General features: G+C 40.2%; 22 protein-coding genes and 1 pseudogene. 6 read left to right on the top strand and 17 right to left on the bottom strand.

Annotated elements, in window-relative coordinates; all coding sequences use genetic code 11:
* Positions 1-33 precede the first annotated feature (33 nt).
* The gene (locus BK049_RS09065) at positions 34-690 is read right to left on the bottom strand and encodes a type 1 glutamine amidotransferase domain-containing protein (RefSeq protein ID WP_071168344.1); all 657 of its coding nucleotides are present in this window, start codon (positions 688-690) and stop codon (positions 34-36) included.
* A gap of 257 nt (positions 691-947) precedes the next feature.
* Here BK049_RS09065 and BK049_RS19500 point away from each other — a divergent pair, with 257 nt between their 5' ends.
* Positions 948-1,112, top strand: coding sequence for a hypothetical protein (locus BK049_RS19500; protein ID WP_003214630.1), 165 nt, complete (start codon positions 948-950; stop codon positions 1,110-1,112).
* A gap of 33 nt (positions 1,113-1,145) precedes the next feature.
* Here the strand turns inward: BK049_RS19500 and BK049_RS09060 are convergent, their stop codons facing one another.
* From BK049_RS09060 to BK049_RS09035, 6 genes are all read right to left on the bottom strand, one after another.
* Entirely contained in the window at positions 1,146-1,517 is a 372-nt protein-coding gene (locus BK049_RS09060; RefSeq protein WP_008355621.1) for a DUF1304 domain-containing protein, read from the bottom strand.
* A gap of 5 nt (positions 1,518-1,522) precedes the next feature.
* Positions 1,523-1,777, bottom strand: coding sequence for an ORF6C domain-containing protein (locus tag BK049_RS09055; RefSeq protein ID WP_008355623.1), 255 nt, complete (start codon positions 1,775-1,777; stop codon positions 1,523-1,525).
* Positions 1,778-1,983: 206 nt separating this feature from the next.
* Positions 1,984-4,365, bottom strand: a complete 2,382-nt coding sequence (locus BK049_RS09050) for an immune inhibitor A domain-containing protein (protein WP_071168343.1) — start codon at positions 4,363-4,365, stop codon at positions 1,984-1,986.
* A 179-nt stretch (positions 4,366-4,544) separates the two neighbouring features.
* A complete protein-coding gene (locus tag BK049_RS09045; RefSeq protein WP_071168342.1) occupies positions 4,545-4,838 on the bottom strand; it encodes a putative quinol monooxygenase in 294 nt (97 codons plus the stop codon).
* A 24-nt stretch (positions 4,839-4,862) separates the two neighbouring features.
* Positions 4,863-5,501: a nitroreductase family protein gene (locus BK049_RS09040; protein ID WP_008355631.1), complete on the bottom strand. Its 639-nt coding sequence runs from the start codon at positions 5,499-5,501 to the stop codon at positions 4,863-4,865.
* 13 nt (positions 5,502-5,514) lie between these two features.
* Positions 5,515-5,958 (bottom strand): MarR family winged helix-turn-helix transcriptional regulator, encoded by a 444-nt coding sequence (locus BK049_RS09035; RefSeq protein WP_051009096.1) that lies wholly within the window; start codon positions 5,956-5,958, stop codon positions 5,515-5,517.
* Between the two features lie 228 nt (positions 5,959-6,186).
* Between BK049_RS09035 and BK049_RS09030 the strand changes: the two genes are divergently transcribed.
* Positions 6,187-6,477 carry a hypothetical protein gene (locus BK049_RS09030; protein WP_071168341.1) on the top strand — a complete coding sequence of 97 codons (291 nt, stop codon included), beginning with the start codon at positions 6,187-6,189 and terminating at the stop codon, positions 6,475-6,477.
* 27 nt (positions 6,478-6,504) lie between these two features.
* Complete coding sequence (locus BK049_RS09025; protein ID WP_071168340.1) at positions 6,505-7,062, top strand: VanZ family protein; 558 nt, start codon at positions 6,505-6,507, stop codon at positions 7,060-7,062.
* 51 nt (positions 7,063-7,113) lie between these two features.
* Here the strand turns inward: BK049_RS09025 and BK049_RS09020 are convergent, their stop codons facing one another.
* From BK049_RS09020 to BK049_RS08985, 8 genes are all read right to left on the bottom strand, one after another.
* The gene (locus tag BK049_RS09020) at positions 7,114-8,415 is read right to left on the bottom strand and encodes a pyrimidine-nucleoside phosphorylase (protein ID WP_008355638.1); all 1,302 of its coding nucleotides are present in this window, start codon (positions 8,413-8,415) and stop codon (positions 7,114-7,116) included.
* Positions 8,416-8,439: 24 nt separating this feature from the next.
* Positions 8,440-9,621: a NupC/NupG family nucleoside CNT transporter gene (locus tag BK049_RS09015; RefSeq protein ID WP_071168339.1), complete on the bottom strand. Its 1,182-nt coding sequence runs from the start codon at positions 9,619-9,621 to the stop codon at positions 8,440-8,442.
* Between the two features lie 167 nt (positions 9,622-9,788).
* Complete coding sequence (gene deoC / locus BK049_RS09010) at positions 9,789-10,460, bottom strand: deoxyribose-phosphate aldolase (RefSeq protein WP_008355642.1); 672 nt, start codon at positions 10,458-10,460, stop codon at positions 9,789-9,791.
* Between the two features lie 84 nt (positions 10,461-10,544).
* Positions 10,545-11,489, bottom strand: coding sequence for a DNA-binding transcriptional repressor DeoR (locus tag BK049_RS09005; protein WP_008355643.1), 945 nt, complete (start codon positions 11,487-11,489; stop codon positions 10,545-10,547).
* 60 nt (positions 11,490-11,549) lie between these two features.
* The gene (locus BK049_RS09000; protein WP_008355645.1) at positions 11,550-12,425 is read right to left on the bottom strand and encodes an aldose 1-epimerase family protein; all 876 of its coding nucleotides are present in this window, start codon (positions 12,423-12,425) and stop codon (positions 11,550-11,552) included.
* A gap of 117 nt (positions 12,426-12,542) precedes the next feature.
* Positions 12,543-13,004, bottom strand: a complete 462-nt coding sequence (locus BK049_RS08995; RefSeq protein ID WP_047203556.1) for a hypothetical protein — start codon at positions 13,002-13,004, stop codon at positions 12,543-12,545.
* Positions 13,005-13,029: 25 nt separating this feature from the next.
* Positions 13,030-13,824: an SAR2788 family putative toxin gene (locus tag BK049_RS08990; RefSeq protein WP_083381106.1), complete on the bottom strand. Its 795-nt coding sequence runs from the start codon at positions 13,822-13,824 to the stop codon at positions 13,030-13,032.
* Positions 13,825-13,880: 56 nt separating this feature from the next.
* Entirely contained in the window at positions 13,881-14,729 is an 849-nt protein-coding gene (locus tag BK049_RS08985; protein WP_071168338.1) for a S8 family peptidase, read from the bottom strand.
* A gap of 230 nt (positions 14,730-14,959) precedes the next feature.
* Here BK049_RS08985 and BK049_RS20120 point away from each other — a divergent pair.
* Positions 14,960-15,522, top strand: a pseudogene (locus BK049_RS20120) (acyltransferase family protein); the annotation flags it as partial.
* A gap of 418 nt (positions 15,523-15,940) precedes the next feature.
* A complete protein-coding gene (locus BK049_RS19780) occupies positions 15,941-16,162 on the top strand; it encodes an SGNH/GDSL hydrolase family protein (protein WP_242059680.1) in 222 nt (73 codons plus the stop codon).
* Positions 16,163-16,377: 215 nt separating this feature from the next.
* Here BK049_RS19780 and BK049_RS08975 read toward each other — a convergent pair whose 3' ends face one another.
* The gene (locus BK049_RS08975; protein WP_071168337.1) at positions 16,378-17,460 is read right to left on the bottom strand and encodes a saccharopine dehydrogenase family protein; all 1,083 of its coding nucleotides are present in this window, start codon (positions 17,458-17,460) and stop codon (positions 16,378-16,380) included.
* The gene (locus BK049_RS08970; RefSeq protein WP_071168336.1) at positions 17,457-18,164 is read right to left on the bottom strand and encodes a class I SAM-dependent methyltransferase; all 708 of its coding nucleotides are present in this window, start codon (positions 18,162-18,164) and stop codon (positions 17,457-17,459) included. Before BK049_RS08970 ends, BK049_RS08975 begins: the two co-directional genes overlap by 4 nt.
* Positions 18,165-18,289: 125 nt before the next feature.
* Here BK049_RS08970 and BK049_RS08965 point away from each other — a divergent pair, with 125 nt between their 5' ends.
* The gene (locus tag BK049_RS08965) at positions 18,290-19,297 is read left to right on the top strand and encodes a helix-turn-helix transcriptional regulator (protein WP_071168335.1); all 1,008 of its coding nucleotides are present in this window, start codon (positions 18,290-18,292) and stop codon (positions 19,295-19,297) included.
* Positions 19,298-19,318: the final 21 nt, after the last annotated feature.

The following is a 19,318-nucleotide window of genomic DNA, read 5'->3' as shown; positions in this document are numbered from 1 at the left end:
GCATGAGATGAGTCACGACTGGTTTTTAGTGATTTATGAAATGGTTTTGACAAATAAGCGTGCTGTTTCTGCACTTGATCCTGGATTTTGTCCCGTAATGATTTGTCCATCTACAACAGCAAATGGCTCAAATGCTTCGCCTTTTTCAAATGCTGCACCTTGCTCACGAAGCTTTGTTTCTAATAAAAATGGAACCTTAGATGTCAGCTGAACAGCGTCCTCTTCCTCGTTCGTGAAGCCAGTTATTTTCTTCCCCTCGATAAACGACTTTCCATCACGACCCTTCACATCAACAAAGGCAGAAACACCGTGGCAAACTGCTCCAACCGCGCCATTTTTGTCTAAAATCGCTAAGATCGCATCGGCTACCAGTTGATTAGACGCAAAGTCGATCATTGGGCCATGTCCTCCTGCAAAGAAGATCCCATCATAATCAGCTGGGTTCACATCTGTTAGTGCCTTTGTGTCTTGAAGTAATTCATACACATCTTGATATTGCGCTGGGACACCGTCGGGAATCGAATTTTTATCAATCGGTACTGTTCCGCCCCGTATAGAAACAATTTGTACGTCTAGTTCATTTTCTTTAAAAATATGAAATGGCTCGGCCAATTCTTCTAACCATAAGCCTGTTGGGTGTCCGTTCATTTCTGAGCTGCTTGTTGATACTAATAAAACTTTCTTACTCAACTTCATCATCCTTTCCATTCATCATGTGGCTATTTTATATTTTGTGCAATTAAATTTCAAGCAATCATACTTAGGTGCAACTATTTATGTTATACCCGATTTTCTAAAAAATATGGCATCACTTTCAATCTAATCATTCTGTCACTTTCTATTGGCAGGGAATTTCATGTAAAATTGTTATGGAGTGATATATAATATTGAGAAACGATTGACAGACCTCTTGTGCTAGAGAGACTTTTAAAGGAGTGGAAAAAGAGATGAAAACCTATTCGATTGTGATGATTATCATCACGCTCTGTATCATATTAGCCGTCTTTTTGATGAACCTAACTGGGGTCATGTACGGAAAAATCATTTTGGCTGTTGCTGTTGCACTGTGCCTCACATCCATTATTCGTTTGATGGGTCTTCGAAAAAGATAAAAGCCGCCCCGACTAGGGCGGCTTTCTTTCGAATTAAATAGCCAGCATGAGCGCAATTAATGCGAGCAAGGCTGGTAAACCTTGTTTAATTAAAATGGATTTATTAGAAGTCACACCGCCAAATATCGCTGCGATCAACACACAAAGAATGAAAAATAGCTGAATCATATATCCAACAGTATTTGATCCAAGAATGAGCCCCCAAATGAGTCCTGCAGCTAGAAAACCGTTATAAAGCCCTTGATTAGCAAACATCACTTTCACATTTGGATCCTTTTGTAAGTGTTCAGGCAGTCGGAAAGATCTTTTCGCCATGTTTGATTCCATAAAAAACATTTCTAGTAACATGATGACAATGTGTTCTAAAGCGACAATTCCTACTAAAATCATTGCTAAAATATTCAATTTAGTTAATTCCTTTCTGGCAGACGATCATGAATCTGTATTTTGTCCGTGTATAAATCAAAGTCTTGGATGAGTTCTAACGCTTCAGTAAACCGACTTTGTGGAATATCTTTCATTTTTCTTACACCAAATTCCTTTTTAATAAAAGCCATGATGGTATTGATATGAAGCTTCCCGTGGCCATCATATTCTAAATGGCTGCAAAAAGTCTGCATTGTCCCTCGAATCACCCTTAATTGCTTGTCAGTGACACAACTCATTGGTAACGCTCATCCTTTCCTGTTTTTTAACAGCTAAAAAGAACTACGCATGAAAGAAAAACCTTCCAGTCTCTATTATATAATGATTTCATTCGGATATCAAAATAAAAAAGAACAGACATTCGATCAAAGAGCGATCTTGGGATAAAAATTCTCAACTTCACATAGGAAAAAGCCGGATTCAGTGATAGAAACCGGCTTTTTGTTTAGTTACTTTTAGAAATTAATACCTTTCCAACAGAACGATCCTTACTTTGTCCGACGACTTTAAAGGATAGACCATATGTTGGTACATCACGTCCTGCATCTGGATTATCTGGATTCACATAGTTCTTTTTGTCACTAAATGTACGGGTCGGTCGAATATAGCGATCTTCTAAAGTTAAGCCTGTTGTCGCTGTATAATCAATATTCAACTTCGTACTTGGATTCAAAGAGAATGCTGCATCATGTACTTGGAAACCTGTTGTTGCGATAGTGCCGTCACTCCATTTCAACACTTGTTGATCCGCATCTACGACACCAAGGAAGCCGTTACCTGGATGTTTTCCAACCCAGTTATCACTATACGATTGATCAACATACCACACGACCAAACCGTTATTATAGCTCATCAGACTCGCCCCACGTTTGATATGCTTCAAGCCTTTATCGACTTCAGCATAAGAGCGCCATTCTAGTAAATAGTACTGCCCTGCAAATTGTTTTCCATTAGATTGAGAGAATCCATTGAAGGTGAACGTGGGCGTTCCCTCCGCATCATCTGACCACACTTCCAATCCATCAGCTGTTATCTTTAGATCATCTACAAATAAACCTGGCAGTGAATATCCTGCATCAGTTGTATAGCGGAATTGCAGATCGATCTTCTTCCCTGCATAAGCCGACAGATCAAAGGATGCGTCTACCCAGCCGTCTGATGTTCCGTCGATGCCATTGCCTTCATTAGCCCCTTCTTCATTTCGATCATTCGTGATATTACCAGCAATGGTTGTCCACTTATCTGTCCCAGTTTCACGAACTTCTACATACGCATAATCAAAATCCTCTTCGATATCGTACCATGCTTTAAAAGTAAGCTCTGCTTTGCTTCCCTTCGACAAATCAATCCCTGTTGTCGTCATGGTTGCGTTCAAATTGTCACCTGTTCCGCTAAAGTATGCGTATTTCCCTTGGGCAGGCTGCGTAACGACAATCTCTTTATCTGGTAAATCGACCCGAACCGCATCATAATTGGTTCCTTTTGTGGCTGCTTCATCGATTAATACTGTTTTACTTTTCTTTAAAGTTGTACCATCAATGGTTTTTCCAGAAAGCCAGTTGCCGCCATGCAGATTTTGAAGCATTTCTTTCGCATATGGACTAAAGCCTGTTGGTTCCGTACCAGGTATTCTACCTGCCCAGCTCCCGCTTGACATGATAGACCAATAAGAAACGGGCTCTCCTCTGCCTGTGTATTGTGTATCGTACTCATCAGGAAGACCAAGATCATGTCCAAATTCATGTGTGAAAACGCCCGCTGCGCCATCTTCAGGCTCAATGGTATAATCTAGAGCGCCTAACTTTCCACCTTGACCCACTTCAGATTCAGTGTTTGGAATCTCAAATACATCACCAAGTGACCAGCGGTGCGACCAAATAGCATCAGAGCCAAGCTGTCCGCCGCCTGCTTCTTCACCTATGCCAGCGTGAACGACCATGAGATGGTCAATAATGCCGTCCGGCTCATGATAAACACCGTCCTCATCAATATCATAACGATCCCATTGATCATATTCACCAAGGTCAATATTTGGGTCTTTTGCCGCTTCTTCTAATGCTTCTTGCACCAATTCACGCGGTCTGACATCACTGCCTTCTTCGTCAGGTCCGTTCCCACCATAATAAGCAGCATCATGCTTAGCCGTATACCATCCAGCAACTGTTCCACTAATGGTATAGCTACCACCAGACTGATTTTCATAATATTGCTTCATGGATACTTTGCGTTTACCATCTGGACCGATGTAGCCATTTTCTCCGAAAATCATATCTTGATAGTGCTGCTGATCGTACTTATCATAGTACATATCAGTCTCTTCTTTTTTAATACTATTATGCTTATAATCTTTAAAATCTATTAATAAAACCAATACTTTATCATTGCGAACTTCACCTTTATACTTTTCCTTTTTAACCGGTTTCACTTCATTTTCTACTTGTCCTTGATGCTTCTTTAATTTTTTCTTTTTGGCTAGTTTGTTATGTACTTTTTGTTTGTATTCTTTCAGGAATTCAGGTTCTTCTGTTAAGGTGCTTGCGCTTTGTTTCATCGCCGCTTCTTCTTTTTTCTTGAGATATTTCTTTAATGCTTTTTGGGATTCTGCTTCATTGGCATTCTTTTTGATTTTCCCTTGCTTTTTCAAGGCTTTGATGAGACGGTCTTCATTCACAACACTTGCGTCAAATGGAATACCTGAATAATGACCGCCATCTGAGGATGTTGACTTTTCCGAGGTGTGGGCAGATAGAGGGGTGCTGAAAGCTGTCAATGTGCCTAAACTGAGGACAGCCGTTAGTGCTATGCTCGTCCATTTTCTTTTTTTCATATTATTTCCTCCCTAATTTGGTAATAAATAATATCTTATTCTAGCATATTCCAATATACTTAAGCCGAAAAACATTTTGTTTTCAGAAACTTTGTGGAAAATGCACAATACGGGAGTGAAATAGATATCGAAAATAAACGAACCCTAGGCAATAAACGCCTAGGGTGTTTGTTGTTTTTCTATGAAAGCTGCTCTCCTTGAAATGCTACAACATCAAGCGGAGCCGCTAAAAATTCTTTTGCCTTTGCTACGAAAGCTTGGAAATGTGCACTGGCATTATGACTCTGAACCGCTGTTTCATCTTTCCACACTTCTACCATTAGAAAGGCATTTTCCTTTTCAGTATCCTTGAACAGCTTGTAGGATATATTGCCTTCTTCTGCCTGTGAAGCTTTCATTAACCCATTGATCTCTTCTAGAAATACGTTTTCCTTTTCTGGATGAATGGTCATCCCTGCATGAATAATGATCATGTGATCGTCTCCCTTTTTCAAAAATTATTTCCACTCCGCTATACGATCGATCGGTAAGCGGTAAGATGCATAACCTTCGTCAGCCGCTTTCCCAATGGATAGAAGCATGACTGGTACATAGCGTTCTTTATCCCAGCCAAACGTTTCAGCGATGACCTCTTTGTCATATCCGCCAATTGGGTTTGTATCATAGCCATGAGCACGAGCAACAAGCATGAGCTGCATAGACACAAGTCCACCGTCAATTAAGATCGTTTCACGATTCACTTGCTCTGGAAGAGCGTCAAAATGTGCAGTTAATGCAGCAATTTGTCTTTCTTTTACTTCCTGCGGCATGTAGCCATTTTCTACTGCTTTTGAATAAATTTCTTCTAAGTATTCATTGTTTTTCATATCTGCGAACACTGCGATGACAGCTGATGATGTTGCCACTTGTGTTTGGTTGAATTTTGCGAGTGGTGCAAGCTTTTCTTTTCCTTCTGGGCTGTCAATGACCATGAAGCGCCAAGGCTGTGCATTCACTGATGATGGTGCTGTAGTTGCCTCTTCTAAAATCTCTGTCATTTCTTCTTTGCTAATTTTCACAGATGGATCATAGTTACGAATCGAGCGGCGTCCTTTCATAATGTCCATAAAATCGTTTGTTTTTAATGTTGTAGCCATGTGTAACACTCCTTTAGGTTGTTTGAATCTTTTCGATGTTTTGTTGTATACGGATGAGCACATCAGTGAGAAGCTTTCGTTCTTCATCACTTACGTTTTCAAGCATTTCTGAGATAAATCGTTCTTTTTCTTTTTTAGAAGCTTCGATTCTTGTTCTGCCTTCATCTGTGAGACGAACAAGTGTGACTCGATTATCTTCTGGCTTTCTTCTGCGCGTGACCATTCCTTTTGTTTCTAACTGCTTTAAGTGACGCGTCACAGCCGCACTATCAATATTTACTTTTTTCTGCAAATCTGATTGGCTGATTTCGTCGGCCTTGAATAACAGTGATAGCAATTCCAGTCTTGATTGGCTGATGCCCGTGCATGCTTCGAACTTCACACCCATCATACGGCTCACGCACTGCAAACGATATAATACCTCTGCTTCTTCAGAGCAAAATGCAGTCAATGCCATCCCCTCTTTTCTATTCAGATCAATTAGTTGATATATCAATCATTGACTCGTCAACTAATATACACCCATTGTTTCATGATTGCAAGAGGTTTGTTTCATAAGGTAACTCAACTCTACCAAAATAAATAAAAAGGATAGTATTAAATTTCACTCAAAAAATATTGACTTAATTACTATAAAATGTAATTATTTCAAAAGTAAGTAAAAATTTAATAAAGGATGATAATTTTGAAAAAGAATTTTCTTAAGTTTTTAACAGTTATTATGATTTGTTTCATTATGATTACGCCAATAGTAGCTCAAGCAGCCACTAAAGATTTCAAATTTGATATGACCCACCAATTATATATTGGTAAATACAAGTCAACTAAAAATTCTGTAACCGGAAAGATAAACATGACAAGTTGGGGCGGAGATACCTATTTCACCATTCATGTATATGAACAGAATTGGTGGAGTAATGAGTTAGTTACTCGTCTAGGATTTGAAAAATCTAGTAACGGTTCTCTAAGTTACTGATAATCTTAGATTCAAGGAGAGTCTCATATGTTAAATCCTTCTCCACCCTATTTCATTATATGCGGTACTAGTTTAGTGATCTTCATATATAAATTAATGCGCGGTACTACAAGTAAAATCTTATTTCTATACTATATATTATTTTCTTTATATATTGCTAGTCTTGTTTCACTAACTTTTTTCCCATTTCCTTATCAAAAGAAGTTAATAGAACTCATGATAGAAGACAATTTAGGTACTATTCATAATTTAATACCTTTTAAAACAATCATTGTCACACTTGAATTAGGCCTGACATCATTTATAAAACAAATCATTGGAAACGTTATTCTATTCATACCACTAGGATTTATTCTGCCTATTCTTTTCTCATTTTATCAATTACGAAAGGTTACTTATATAGGTTTCCTAGTGAGCCTAAGTATTGAATTGATACAATTTGTTTTAGATTTGATTGTAGGCTACAATTATAGAAGTTTTGATGTTGATGACATCATAACAAATACTTTAGGTACTTTAATTGGAGTCATAATTTATAAGTATTCAAAGAATTTATTAGATAAGTACAACTTAACACTACGTTAATATTTTTAGTAAAAAAGGACAAAAGCGACGAATCACTTTTGTCCTTTTTCTTTATTCAGTAATAACCGTATGAATCAAAGTCGGTGCATCGGCATGGTCAGCAATGCGGATGTTGTCATAAATTTTCTCGATCACATTCGCCACATCTTCACGATTTGCATGAAGCGTCACGAGAGATTCGCCTTTTTCTACACGATCGCCTACTTTTTTGTTGAGCATGATGCCGACAGATAGATCAATATCGTCTTCTTTTGTTGCACGTCCCGCTCCAAGAATCATCGCTGCGACACCAATTTCGTCTGCGACGATTTCAGCAACCACACCTGATTCTTTTGCAGGTACTTCGATTTGGTAAGGTGCTTGCGGCAGTTTTTCAGGCTGATCCACAATGGAGCTGTCTCCACCTTGGTTTTCTAAGAATTCTTTGAATTTCTCTAGTGCTTTGCCGTTTTTCATCACTTCAATCAGCTTTTCTCTTGCTTCATCAAGTGTGCTTGCTTTTTTCGCAAGAACGACCATCTGACTTCCTAATGTGAGCACAAGTTCATTTAAATCTTCAGGACCTTCACCACGCAGTGTGTCGATGGCTTCTTTCACTTCTAAAGCATTTCCAATCGCTAAGCCAAGCGGCTGAGACATATCAGAGATAACAGCCATTGTTTGTCTGCCAACATTGTTCCCGATGCGAACCATTGCTTTTGCGAGCTTTTCAGAGTCTTCAGGTGTTTTCATGAAAGCACCTGCACCTGTTTTCACATCTAATACAATGGCATCTGCACCAGCAGCGATTTTCTTACTCATAATAGAGCTTGCGATCAGCGGGATGGAGTTAACAGTTCCTGTCACATCACGAAGAGCATATAGCTTTTTATCCGCAGGTGTCAGGTTGCCTGATTGTCCAATAACCGCAACTTTATGACGGTTCACCAGCTCGATGAACTCGTCTTTTGATATTTCAACGTGGAAGCCTTTGACCGCCTCAAGCTTATCCACTGTTCCACCTGTATGTCCAAGGCCGCGTCCAGACATTTTCGCAACAGGTACATCAAGTGCTGCAACAAGAGGAGCCAGTACAAGCGTTGTTGTATCGCCTACACCGCCTGTTGAATGCTTGTCTACTTTAATGCCGTCGATAGCAGACAAGTCAATTGTGTCCCCTGAGTTTGCCATAGCGAGTGTTAAATCTGCACGCTCTTGATCCGTCATATCTTGGAAGAAAATCGCCATCGCCAAAGCACTTGCTTGGTAGTCAGGAATTGTTCCGTCCGTATATCCTTTGACAAAGAAAGAAATTTCCTCTGAAGATAATTCTTTTCCGTCACGTTTTTTCGCAATGATATCTACCATTCTCATTGTTTTCACCATTCCTTTTTTAAATTAGTAAATCAAACCGACAACGACTGCTGTTAAGAAGCTGACGAGTGTTGCACCGAATAACAGCTTTAATCCAAAGCGTGCGACAACGTTTCCTTGTTTTTCGTTTAAGCCTTTGACTGCTCCAGCAATGATACCGATAGACGAGAAGTTGGCAAATGACACAAGGAATACAGAAATGATTGCTTCTGTACGAGCAGTGAAATGGAGACCGTCCCCAGAAAGAGCCAGCATTGCTACAAATTCGTTAGACACCATTTTCGTCGCCATAATACTTCCTGCTTGTACCGCTTCGCTCCAAGGTACACCGACAAGGAAAGCAAATGGTGCAAACACATATCCAAGTATATCTTGGAAAGAGATGCCAATCGTTGCTGTGAAAATACCATTAATCATCGCAATTAATGCAACGAATCCAATCAACATCGCAGCAACAACAATGGCTACTTTGAAACCATCCATAATATATTCGCCAAGCATTTCGAAGAAGGATTGCCTTTCTTCTTCTACAACTTCGAGCATATCTTCGTCCTTAGACACTTCATATGGATTGATGATAGACGCAATAATAAATCCACCAAATAAGTTCAGCACAAGTGCTGTGACAACGTACTCTGGTTTAATCATTTGCATGTACGCACCGACAATAGACATTGATACAGTCGACATCGCAGATGCACACAATGTATAAAGACGCTGTTGAGGTAATAATCCGAGCTGTTTCTTAATGGAAATGAACACTTCTGATTGACCTAAAATCGCTGACGCTACGGCGTTGTAAGATTCTAGTTTCCCCATTCCATTGACTTTACTAAGCAAATATCCAATTCCGCGTACGATCAGCGGAAGGATACGCCAGTGCTGCAGAATACCAATCAATGCAGAAATAAAGACGATCGGCAGCAAGACATTGATGAAGAAAGTTGATGCATTATCATTCATTAATCCGCCAAATACGAAGTTGATCCCTTCACCGGCATAGCCTAGAAGCATTTGGAACCCTTTTGCAAAGCCTCCAACTAGGAAGTTTCCAACACCTGTATTGAGCAGAATATAACCTAAAATAAATTGCAGTAAAATCATGACAATGACTGGACGGAATTTCACTCGCTTTTTCCCGTTACTTGCCAGCCATGCAATGGCGAGAATCACCAGCAAACCGAAGATACCAATGACGTATTTCATGTTTTTCCTCCTTGAATGAATTCGTTTACATTAATGCGCTTGTATGATGCAAACCCTATTTCGCAAACAAAGCGCGGAAGAAATTACCATAAATGAGATTCTTCCGCATATGACTTTTTCATCATTTAATGAGTCATGAATGTTATCCTACCATAGGATCGTATGAATTAATAGTCTTTCGAAGGAGCTGATTGATCACCTTTAATAATGGAAACGCCTGCACTGGCACCAATGCGGGTAGCGCCTGCAGCTGTCATCGCTTCAACGTCTTCTTTTGTTCTCACACCGCCTGATGCTTTGACACCGATGTCAGGTCCTACTGTTTTACGCATTAATGCGATGTCCTCAGCTGTTGCACCGCCTGTACTAAAACCAGTTGATGTTTTCACAAAGTCAGCGCCAGCTTTTACTGAAAGCTCACATGCACGTACTTTTTCTTCATCTGTCAGTAAACATGTTTCAATAATGACTTTCACAAGCGCCTTGCCTTTTGCAGCTTCTACAACGGCACGAATATCTTGTTCAACGACATCATTGTCGCCATCTTTTAATGCGGCAATGTTGATGACCATGTCCACTTCTGTTGCACCGTTTTCAATCGCATCCTTTGTTTCGAATGCTTTGACCGCCGTTGTGCTTGCGCCTAACGGGAAACCAATGACTGTACACACATCAACGCCTGTTCCTGCCAGCTCTTTTGCTGCAAGAGACACCCATGTTGGATTGACACAAACGGAGGCAAACTGATAGGTCTTGGCTTCTTCAATTAACTGCATGATCGCAGCTTTAGATGTATCTGGTTTTAGTGCTGTATGATCAATGAGCTTTGCTATCGTCATGCTTCACACTTCCTTTTAATTATGATACTTTCATCTTAAATCACCATTGAACAATTGTAAACATAGTTATGAAATTTTGTTCAACTATTTTGTGACATTTAAAAGAGCCCTTGCTGTGTGCTGGTCAATAATTAATACGTTCGCATATTTTCCTCTAAGCGCCCCATGGATGGAGGCAACCTTTCGATGTCCGCCAGCGACAAGAATGGAGCGTTCTTTTGTTCTTAAATCATCAAGCTCCACGCCGATTGTTCGATTGTTAATGGCTTCACTGCAAATGCGTCCTTCTTGATCATAAAAACGAGAACAAATATCTCCCACGCTGGATGCCTTGAGCAGTGCCTTTTCTTCTTCACGGAAATAACCGAGCCTAAACAAAAGTGCCTCATCTCTTACCGTCCCCACAGTAAACACAGCGATATTCGCCTGTCTGCCCATTTCAATGATGCGCTGAATATGTCTATCCTGTTCGACCATCTCTTTGACGGTTGCACTATCAAACACAACAGGCAGCGGTAAATAGCGTGGGGCTGTTTGAAAAGCCTCAGCAAACAGCTGGATTGTTTCCGCAGAATATGTATTCACATGTGAGTGGCTGATCCCGCCTTTTAGCTGGACCACCTCTACACCCTTTACTTGTTTAGGTTGCATCTTTTGTGCAATTTGATACATCGTGGTTCCCCAGCTCACCCCAACGATATCGCCGTCTTTTACCTTGTCTTGCAGGTAATCAGCACCAAACCGGCTCAAGTAATCGGTGATGGTTGGATAGTCGTCCTTTGGCGAAAATACCACATGGGCCTCAAGCAGATCATATTTTTCTTTCAGCAAAGAGGACAGCTCATTTAAATCCTCAAACGGGTCCATCACCGAAATTTGGACGTACCCTTTTTCCTTCGCATATTGAAGCAGCCGAGACACAGTTGGTCGCGACAGGTCAAGCTGTTTGGCGATTTCCTGCTGACTGTAATCAGATAAGTAATAGAGCCTTGCTGCTTCAATACTTAATTGCTGTTTCTCCCGATCCATTCGTACGCCTCCTTTTTTCTTCTATCATAACAAATTGTTCATCTCATCATGCACAAATGTTCATTTAAAGAAAATGGTATAGGCTGCGTGAAAGGTCTCATTCTTCTCTAAAGTTTGAATGCCGAATTTCTCCTTATACTGCCCATTCGTCCCTTCCATATCAGCGATCCCATACCAAGGCTCAATACAAACAAAAGGTGCCATCGTTCCCTTTTCTTGATCATATGGAGACCAAATACCAACGAACGGAAAGCCACTGAGATCGACCTCAACCCCGTGACCCGCCTGTGAAGTCAATGATACTCGATTGATATGGCTAAAGATCATCGCATCGTTCTGAAAAAGCTCTGGGCGAAGCTGAATCGGCTCAAGTTGAACACCTTTTTTCTTCTCTCTTACAAGTGAATCCTGAAGTTCATATTGGACTGGATCATGTTCGGTAGAAGGTGTCAATGTGAGTGAATAATCCGCAGGCTTCTCCCCTTCAACAAGCGGGACATGAAATGCCGGATGCCCGCCAATAGAGAAATACATCGTGTCATCACCGTCGTGAACAATTTCCCAGGAAATCGTCAGACCATTTTCCGACAGCTCATAACGAATACGTGCTGTAAATTCATACGGATATTGTGCAGTGTGGCGGCCATTTGATTGATATTGAAAAACCACATCATCTTTTGCTTCTTTCAATAGATCGAAATCAACATCACGCAAAAATCCATGCTGAGAGAGTTCATATGTTTGGTCTCCTATCTTATATTGATCATCCTTCAACCGTCCGACAATCGGAAATAAGACGGGCGACACCCTGCCCCAATAAGCAGGATCACCAGACCACATATAGTGACGTCCGCTTTCTTTATGAAGCACCGCTCTCACCTCGGCGCCTCGCTCATTGATTTGGACCAATAACAGATCATTTTCAATCGTTCTCATTCAACACATCCCCTTTCCTTCTTCTTTTATTATGACAGGGATTTTCGGTTTGAGTATAAAAGAGTTAGTTTGAATAAAAAAGACTTCTCCCTTCTAGGGAAAAGCCGTTAAAATTACTTATTCATCATCTTCTTGTATAGTCCATCTAAGGCCTTTGATTTGTTTTAAACTCTCAATTTCTTCCTCGTTTTCAGGAAAAATATAGCTCTCCTCTTCATGTGAGCTTGAAACCAGCCACTCTTTACCATTTTTGAAGAATGATAAATCCTCCAGTAAATTAGGGTGAACCCACCCATATAGAGAGTTCGAAAGTTCTTTTAACAGATTTTTTGTGTGTTCATTGGCATAATAATAATAAACATATGCTGTTTGACCATCTCCTAGAATCGTGGTGGCCCATTCAGACTCTTCCTTCATTTCTTTAAGAGATGGTGAAAGTTTATCTAGAATTTCACGATAATCAGCAAAATCAGCAAAATCTTTTCTAAAAACTAATTGGAACTCATCACATACTTCACAACATAAATCGATGAGCGCATTGTATTCCTTCTTTCTTGGTTGACGATTAAGAACAATCATCGAAAACCTCCTCTATCTGGATTTCTTATCTAGGGGCGCCAAAAAAAGCATGTGCTCCAGTTCTTTCATATTTACCTTTTAATTTATAAACTGGATGATAGTGATAATGTTTATTTTTACCTTTTTTGTCAATTTCTGCGCCTATTACTTTTCCAATCGGACTGGCTGCTTTAGCAATAGATTGTGCATTGCTTTTGGAAGTAGACCATGTATCTTTTTTCTGAGCTAATCTTTTTACAGCGTTTGCACGACTAATACCTTTTCCAATAAATAAATGAGGTTTATCTTTGTCTCGATAAGCAATAAAGTGATTATGTTTATTGTCTTTCCTTTTTATAAATTCAGAATAAGCAATATAGGTAACACCTACTACTGTTACTGCAAGTCCCAAAGCTAATAAATGTTCTAATAGAACAGCCCCAATAGCAATACCAATAGGAATAACAAATGCAAAAGATGCTTGAATATCTTCAGAATTCACTTCATATTTCTTATCATCTTTTGTATCTTTAAACGTAACGTCTAAATTATCATTTAAAAGTGTCTGCAAGTCAACTTCATAATCTTTTGAAACCTTTTCACCTTCACTACCAATTTCTTCAGTTTGATAACTGATTTCTACTGTTTTTTTATTTAGAGTTAGAATACCAGTTACTCCGTCTTGCTCCTGTGAAATTACATATTTTTCATTACTATCTTCTAAAACATGAAAATCTTTTGTGGTAACAGCCTCTGTTTTATTTGGAAATTGGAAAAACAAAGTTATAACCAGCGATAGGCATATAACAATTGAGATTAACTTACTTATTTTATTCATCATCCTAAACTAAACCTCCGAGTTTCTTGTTTAAAAAAACAATTTTATTCAAATAATCATCAATACCATTTTTTCAAGATGTTATATATTTGTTGGTTTAAACTTTCTTCAGAATTAATATTAAAACTTTCCCGGTACTGTAAAATTAAGCTTACTACACCTGTAATATGGGCACTCGCTAAAGAGGTGCCACTTTCAATCGCATAGTTGTTATGAGGCCTAAGAACTGGTATATCTACACCAGGAGCAGCAAAATCATAATTTCCTTTAGATGAAAATTCAGCTACCTTCTTATGCTTATCCACAGCGGTTACAGAAAAAACATTCTCATAAGCAGCTGGGTAATCCATTTTCCTTCCATACTTATTACCAACAGCAGCTACTATAATTATGTTTTTTTGTATTGCTTTGTCTATAATCTTCTTAACAGATGGATCATCTTTCATTAATCCAAAACTAGCATTGATAACATCAATTTTATTATCAATACACCATTGAACAGCTTTGACAAAATTTTTTATTGATCCCTTGCCTTTTGCATCTAGAATTTTAACAGGATATAACTCTACATTCTGCGTTATACCTACAAGTCCAATTTCATTATCATTAGCGGTGATTATTCCAGCTACAGCAGTACCGTGCCCTAAACTGTCCTCTTGTTCTCCTCCTTTACCAATTGTGTTAAGTCCTTTTTTAACTTTACCTACCAAATCAGGGTGTGTCCCATCTATCCCACTATCAATTATTGCTATTCGTACACTTTCTCCTCCTCTATTATTTTCCACATATTTTTTTGTTAACTTTATGCTCCATGGAATCTGTTGATGAATATTACTAGTGAAGTTTAAATGTTTTGAGTGTAACTCAAAACATTTAAAATAAATCAAAAGAACTATTAATATTATCAAACACCTTTTTACTAAACTATTGATTCACTACCACTCCTTTTTCTACGATATTATTCTATTTTATGTATATTAGTCAATATAAAACCAAAAATGTTATTTATTATTGTAACGATCCACAAAATTTATTAAGGAAATTCAAACTAAATATTATGCGATCTCGTCTATTAAATATACGATAAATAAGTGTCCTAAAATAAAGGTGCTTTACCATTGATGGGAGATTCATTTTCATGAACAGCAAGGAAAACCGTTTACGTTACATATTAGGATTAGATGGGCTGAGAGCTGTTGCGTATTGGCGGTCATTGCTTATCACTTACATATCGCCCCCGCAAGCGGCGGGTTTCTTGGCGTCGATTTATTTTTTGTGATTTCTGGTTACTTGATTACAACAATCTTGCTGCATAAACAGGATTTGGGCTATCAAGAGCTGGTGCGCCATTGCTAGTTCAAATGCATTAATGTCCATTCGCGGCGATGCCTTATCGTCCTTTTTTATGTGAATAACTGGTGGTACATTTTTCATCAGCTTTCTTACTTTGACAGCTTCAATGCTGTATATCCACTAAAAAATTTATGGTCGTTGGCGATTGAAGAGCAATTTTATCTCATTTGGCCGGTACTGTTGATTGCTGGACTGAAATGGGTGAAAAATAAATCCCATCTTCCCATGATCACCTTTGGTCTGGCGCTCGCTTCTGCGCTTTGGATGGCGATTCTCTATTCACCGGATACTAATCCGAGCAGGATATATTATGGAACAGACACGCGTGCGTTTGCACTCCTCATTGGGTGACCACACCGGTCATTGAAATTGGACAGCCTTCCATCGGACGTGTCACATTTCAACTCATCGCGATTCTACTCATATCAGAGGCTTCCTATCGTTTGATTGAACAGCCGATTCGAAAGCTCGGGTTTAGACAATATTTTTCCTCTTGACCGATTTGGAAAAGGGGATTCAAACAATGGTCTACATCTCATAAAGTGTTCCTTGGAATCGTCGCAGCTCTCTTGATCTTATTTGCCATTGGCATGTCCAGTTCCTCCCATACATCCCCACATGCCAAGGAAGTGACACAAATAAAAACAGCACCGAAAAAGGCAGGAGACTCATCGGAATCAAAGGCGAAGAAAAAGAAGAAAAACACGAGAAAAAAGGAGCAGATCAGAAACAGTTTCACCAAGTTCTTGCCATTGGTGATTCCGTCATGCTGGACATTGCGCGGAATCTTGAAAAAGCATATGCACAAATCACCATTGATGCGAAGGTTGGCAGACAAATGAACGAAGCTGTCAGTATTGCGCCTCAATATGCGTCATTTAATCAATCTGATGCCGCTGTTATTATTGAGCTTGGCACAAATGGTTATTTTACAGAGGGGACTTTGACCTCATTCAACACTTCTCGAAAGCACATATTTTTCTTGTGAATACTCGCGTTCCAAGATATTGGAAAAATGATGTGAATGCAGTCATCGAGCGTGTGGCTATTCAGCTACCACAGGACAGCCTTCCTATTTTCATCCAGATGGTGTTCATCTTTCCAAAAAAGGCTCTGACACATTGACCCAGCTCATTACAGCCAGTATCAAGAAAAAAGGAGATGTATCTTCAGCATCATAAAAAAACTAGCATTTCGCTAGTCTTAGATGATTGCTCTTATTGCTAACACTTGCTCTTTCTTCGTTTTTTGATCCACCAAAGCGAAGACGCCATTCGAATACGCTAGTGAAAATAATTCTTCCATATGAAAGACGCCTGCTTGAAATCGTCTGTTCAATAAGTGCAGAGCTGCGGCACAGGCAACCTGAGCCGTTGCTTGAGACTCATCATGCCCCTCGATTCCAATCGCTGCATGCTGCCTCCCATCCTTCCCTGTCACATCCACTTTGACCGCATATTGATCTGTTCCCATTTGAGAGGATTGAATCAATGAAATGACTCGATCCTTCATCTTCGTTGAGGTGAGAAATGACGTCATTCCAAGGGTTCTTGTCAATGCCAGTGCACGCGTTGCCACGCGGGAATCAAAACAAAGTCTTGTCGTTACAGAAGGCACTTGGAGTGTGAAAGGCAATGTCTGTTGATCAGAAAAAGGGAATCGGTAAGCATACCGCTTTCCAAGCCTACCACCAAAGTCTATTGGCTTACCTCCAGTAAAGCTTTTGACTCTCTTTTGCTGATGATTCTCCGTCAACTCATAATCCATATGCACATGATCAATTGTCCATTCAATGGCGGCTTTTCCATGCTGATCGCCAATCCCAAGCATGATGCTAATATCGATTTGCTCTACGGATGTCAGCTCAGATACCGCCTTTGCTGCAAGTAAATTTGTTAGGCCAGGCGCAAGCCCTACACTGAGCAAAGCCGTTGCGTTCATGTGCTGGTGATCCAGCTTTGCCACCTGCTCAATATACACGCCCTTTGCCGAAATATCGAGATAATCAACACCTGATCGCAAACATGCTTCAGCAAATGACGTGTCTTCTTGATCAAGGCACATGATCACGAGTTTCGTTTCATCCATCCAGTCCGTATTTAAAGGGTGTTTGACATCTATTTGAAAGGGACGTACACGCCCCTTTGTTAGACGTGAAAATTGGTCAGCCTTCTCATAGCTCCTGCCTGCCGCAAAGACTTGACCAGGATACTGTTCACTTAATTGAAGACATATTTGCTGTCCAACATGTCCATAGCCGCCTATCACCATAATCTTTGACTTCATCTCTCATCCGCCTTTCTACGGCCTCGCTTGCAGACAAGCCCTTTGATCATCCCCGCTTGAAAATAAGGTCTGATGTCTTGAAATCCTGCTTCGGTTAATTGTCCTGTCATCTCTTCTTCAGACACGGGATGTGTTGTTACACCCAGCCTTTCTTGAAAGGACGTAAACACGTCTTTTCCCAAACCTTGACGTTTCATGAATAGAGAAAGCATATGAAGCTCCTGCCGAAATGCAGGCGATTCCGGGTCTCCTTGAATAAACGCCATCATGAGCGGTGCACCTGGCTCAAGCCGGCGGGCGATCTCCTTTAAAAAGGTCATCTGATCTTTTACAAAATGAATGACAAGCAAACTCACCGCTGCATCGTACAACTTTTCAACCGGCACATTGTCTAAGGCAATCTCATACCAAGTGACGCGGCCCTGCATATGAAGCTGTGCCACTCTGCGCTTGGCCATATCAAGCATAGCCTGAGATGGATCAACCCCTGTGAGATGCCAGTCTTTATTTCTTTGAAGCATGTTGATGATCTCTTCGCCCCCACCTGCTCCGACTGTCAAAATGCGAGATGCCGCCCCCATTAATTCGATTTCTACTCTATCCACTGTCAGCTCATGCAAAAGATGATAGCCCGGTACTTTATGCGCAATTGTTGCTGCATAAGATTCAGCAACAGGATCATGCCAATGTTGATTTACACTCATATGTCTTCTCCTCCAGTTTCCGCTTTGCTTCGTTTCCTTTACACTAACGGTATGTTATCTTCATTGTAAGAAGATAGATGAGAAAAAACGATCCCTAAAAGTGGGGATATTGAGGAGGAGATCAAATGACCAATCCAGCCCTTCATTTTCAGCAGCTGAGAAAAAACATTCGAGACGAACTTGCCGATATCTGTGATTTTGATGCTGCCTGTATCACAACCATTGATCCAGCGACCCTCCTCTCGACGGGTTCTTTCACAGATGAACCGATTGAATCCATACATAACCAACTGTTTCAAAATGAATTTTTAAAAAAGGATGTGCACCAGCATGAGGATCTGGCTAAAGGTCCTGTACACACTGCGAGTCTCGTCCAAAGCGGAGAATATCTCAATAGCGGTCGATACCAGCACATTTTGTTACCTAACGGATGGGCAGATGAATTGCGGGTGGCCCTTGTGATCCAAGGTGAATGCTGGGGAATCGCAAGCCTTTATCGGAAAAAGGGAAAGGAACCTTTTCATGAACAAGACATACAAGCGGTTAGCCGCCAATCACCAGCACTTGCAGCCAATCTGAGGGATGAGCTTTTCAAAAAAAGAGAAACGGAAGCAGATGAAACGGAGGAACATCAAGGCTTCCTCATTCTTTCACACGATTACCATCTTCTTTATGGAAACGAAGCTGGACTTCATTGGCTTCACACCTTCCAAACCTTTGAACAAATTCACGACGATGCCGTCATGCCCCGTCCGTTCAGAGCATTAGGCGCTAAGCTTTTATATGGTGGCGGTGACCAAACAGCGGTCAGCATATCCAGAATGCCGACAGGACTTTTTCTCTCTCTTCAGGCCTTTCGATTAACGCAGGCAACAGAGCAAGAAGAAGCAGTTATGATTCATATTAAACGAGCGCAAACAAGTGACATTCTTCCTTACGCAGCGAAAACATATCGCCTGACAGAAAGAGAAATGAACGTCCTTGACTGCTTAATAAAAGGGCAATCCACGAAGGAAATTGCCAGTACGTTATTTATCTCGCCCCATACTGTGCATGATCATGTAAAGGCGATGCTGCAAAAAACGAATTTGAGCAGCAGACGTATGCTCGTTTACTTTTTCTCACACATTTAAAAAAGCGGCTACCTCATTGGT

This window comes from Bacillus xiamenensis, assembly GCF_001857925.1.
Classification (GTDB): domain Bacteria; phylum Bacillota; class Bacilli; order Bacillales; family Bacillaceae; genus Bacillus; species Bacillus xiamenensis.
The sequence above is the reverse complement of the archived record's forward strand: the minus strand, read 5'-3'. Positions and strand labels throughout refer to the sequence as shown.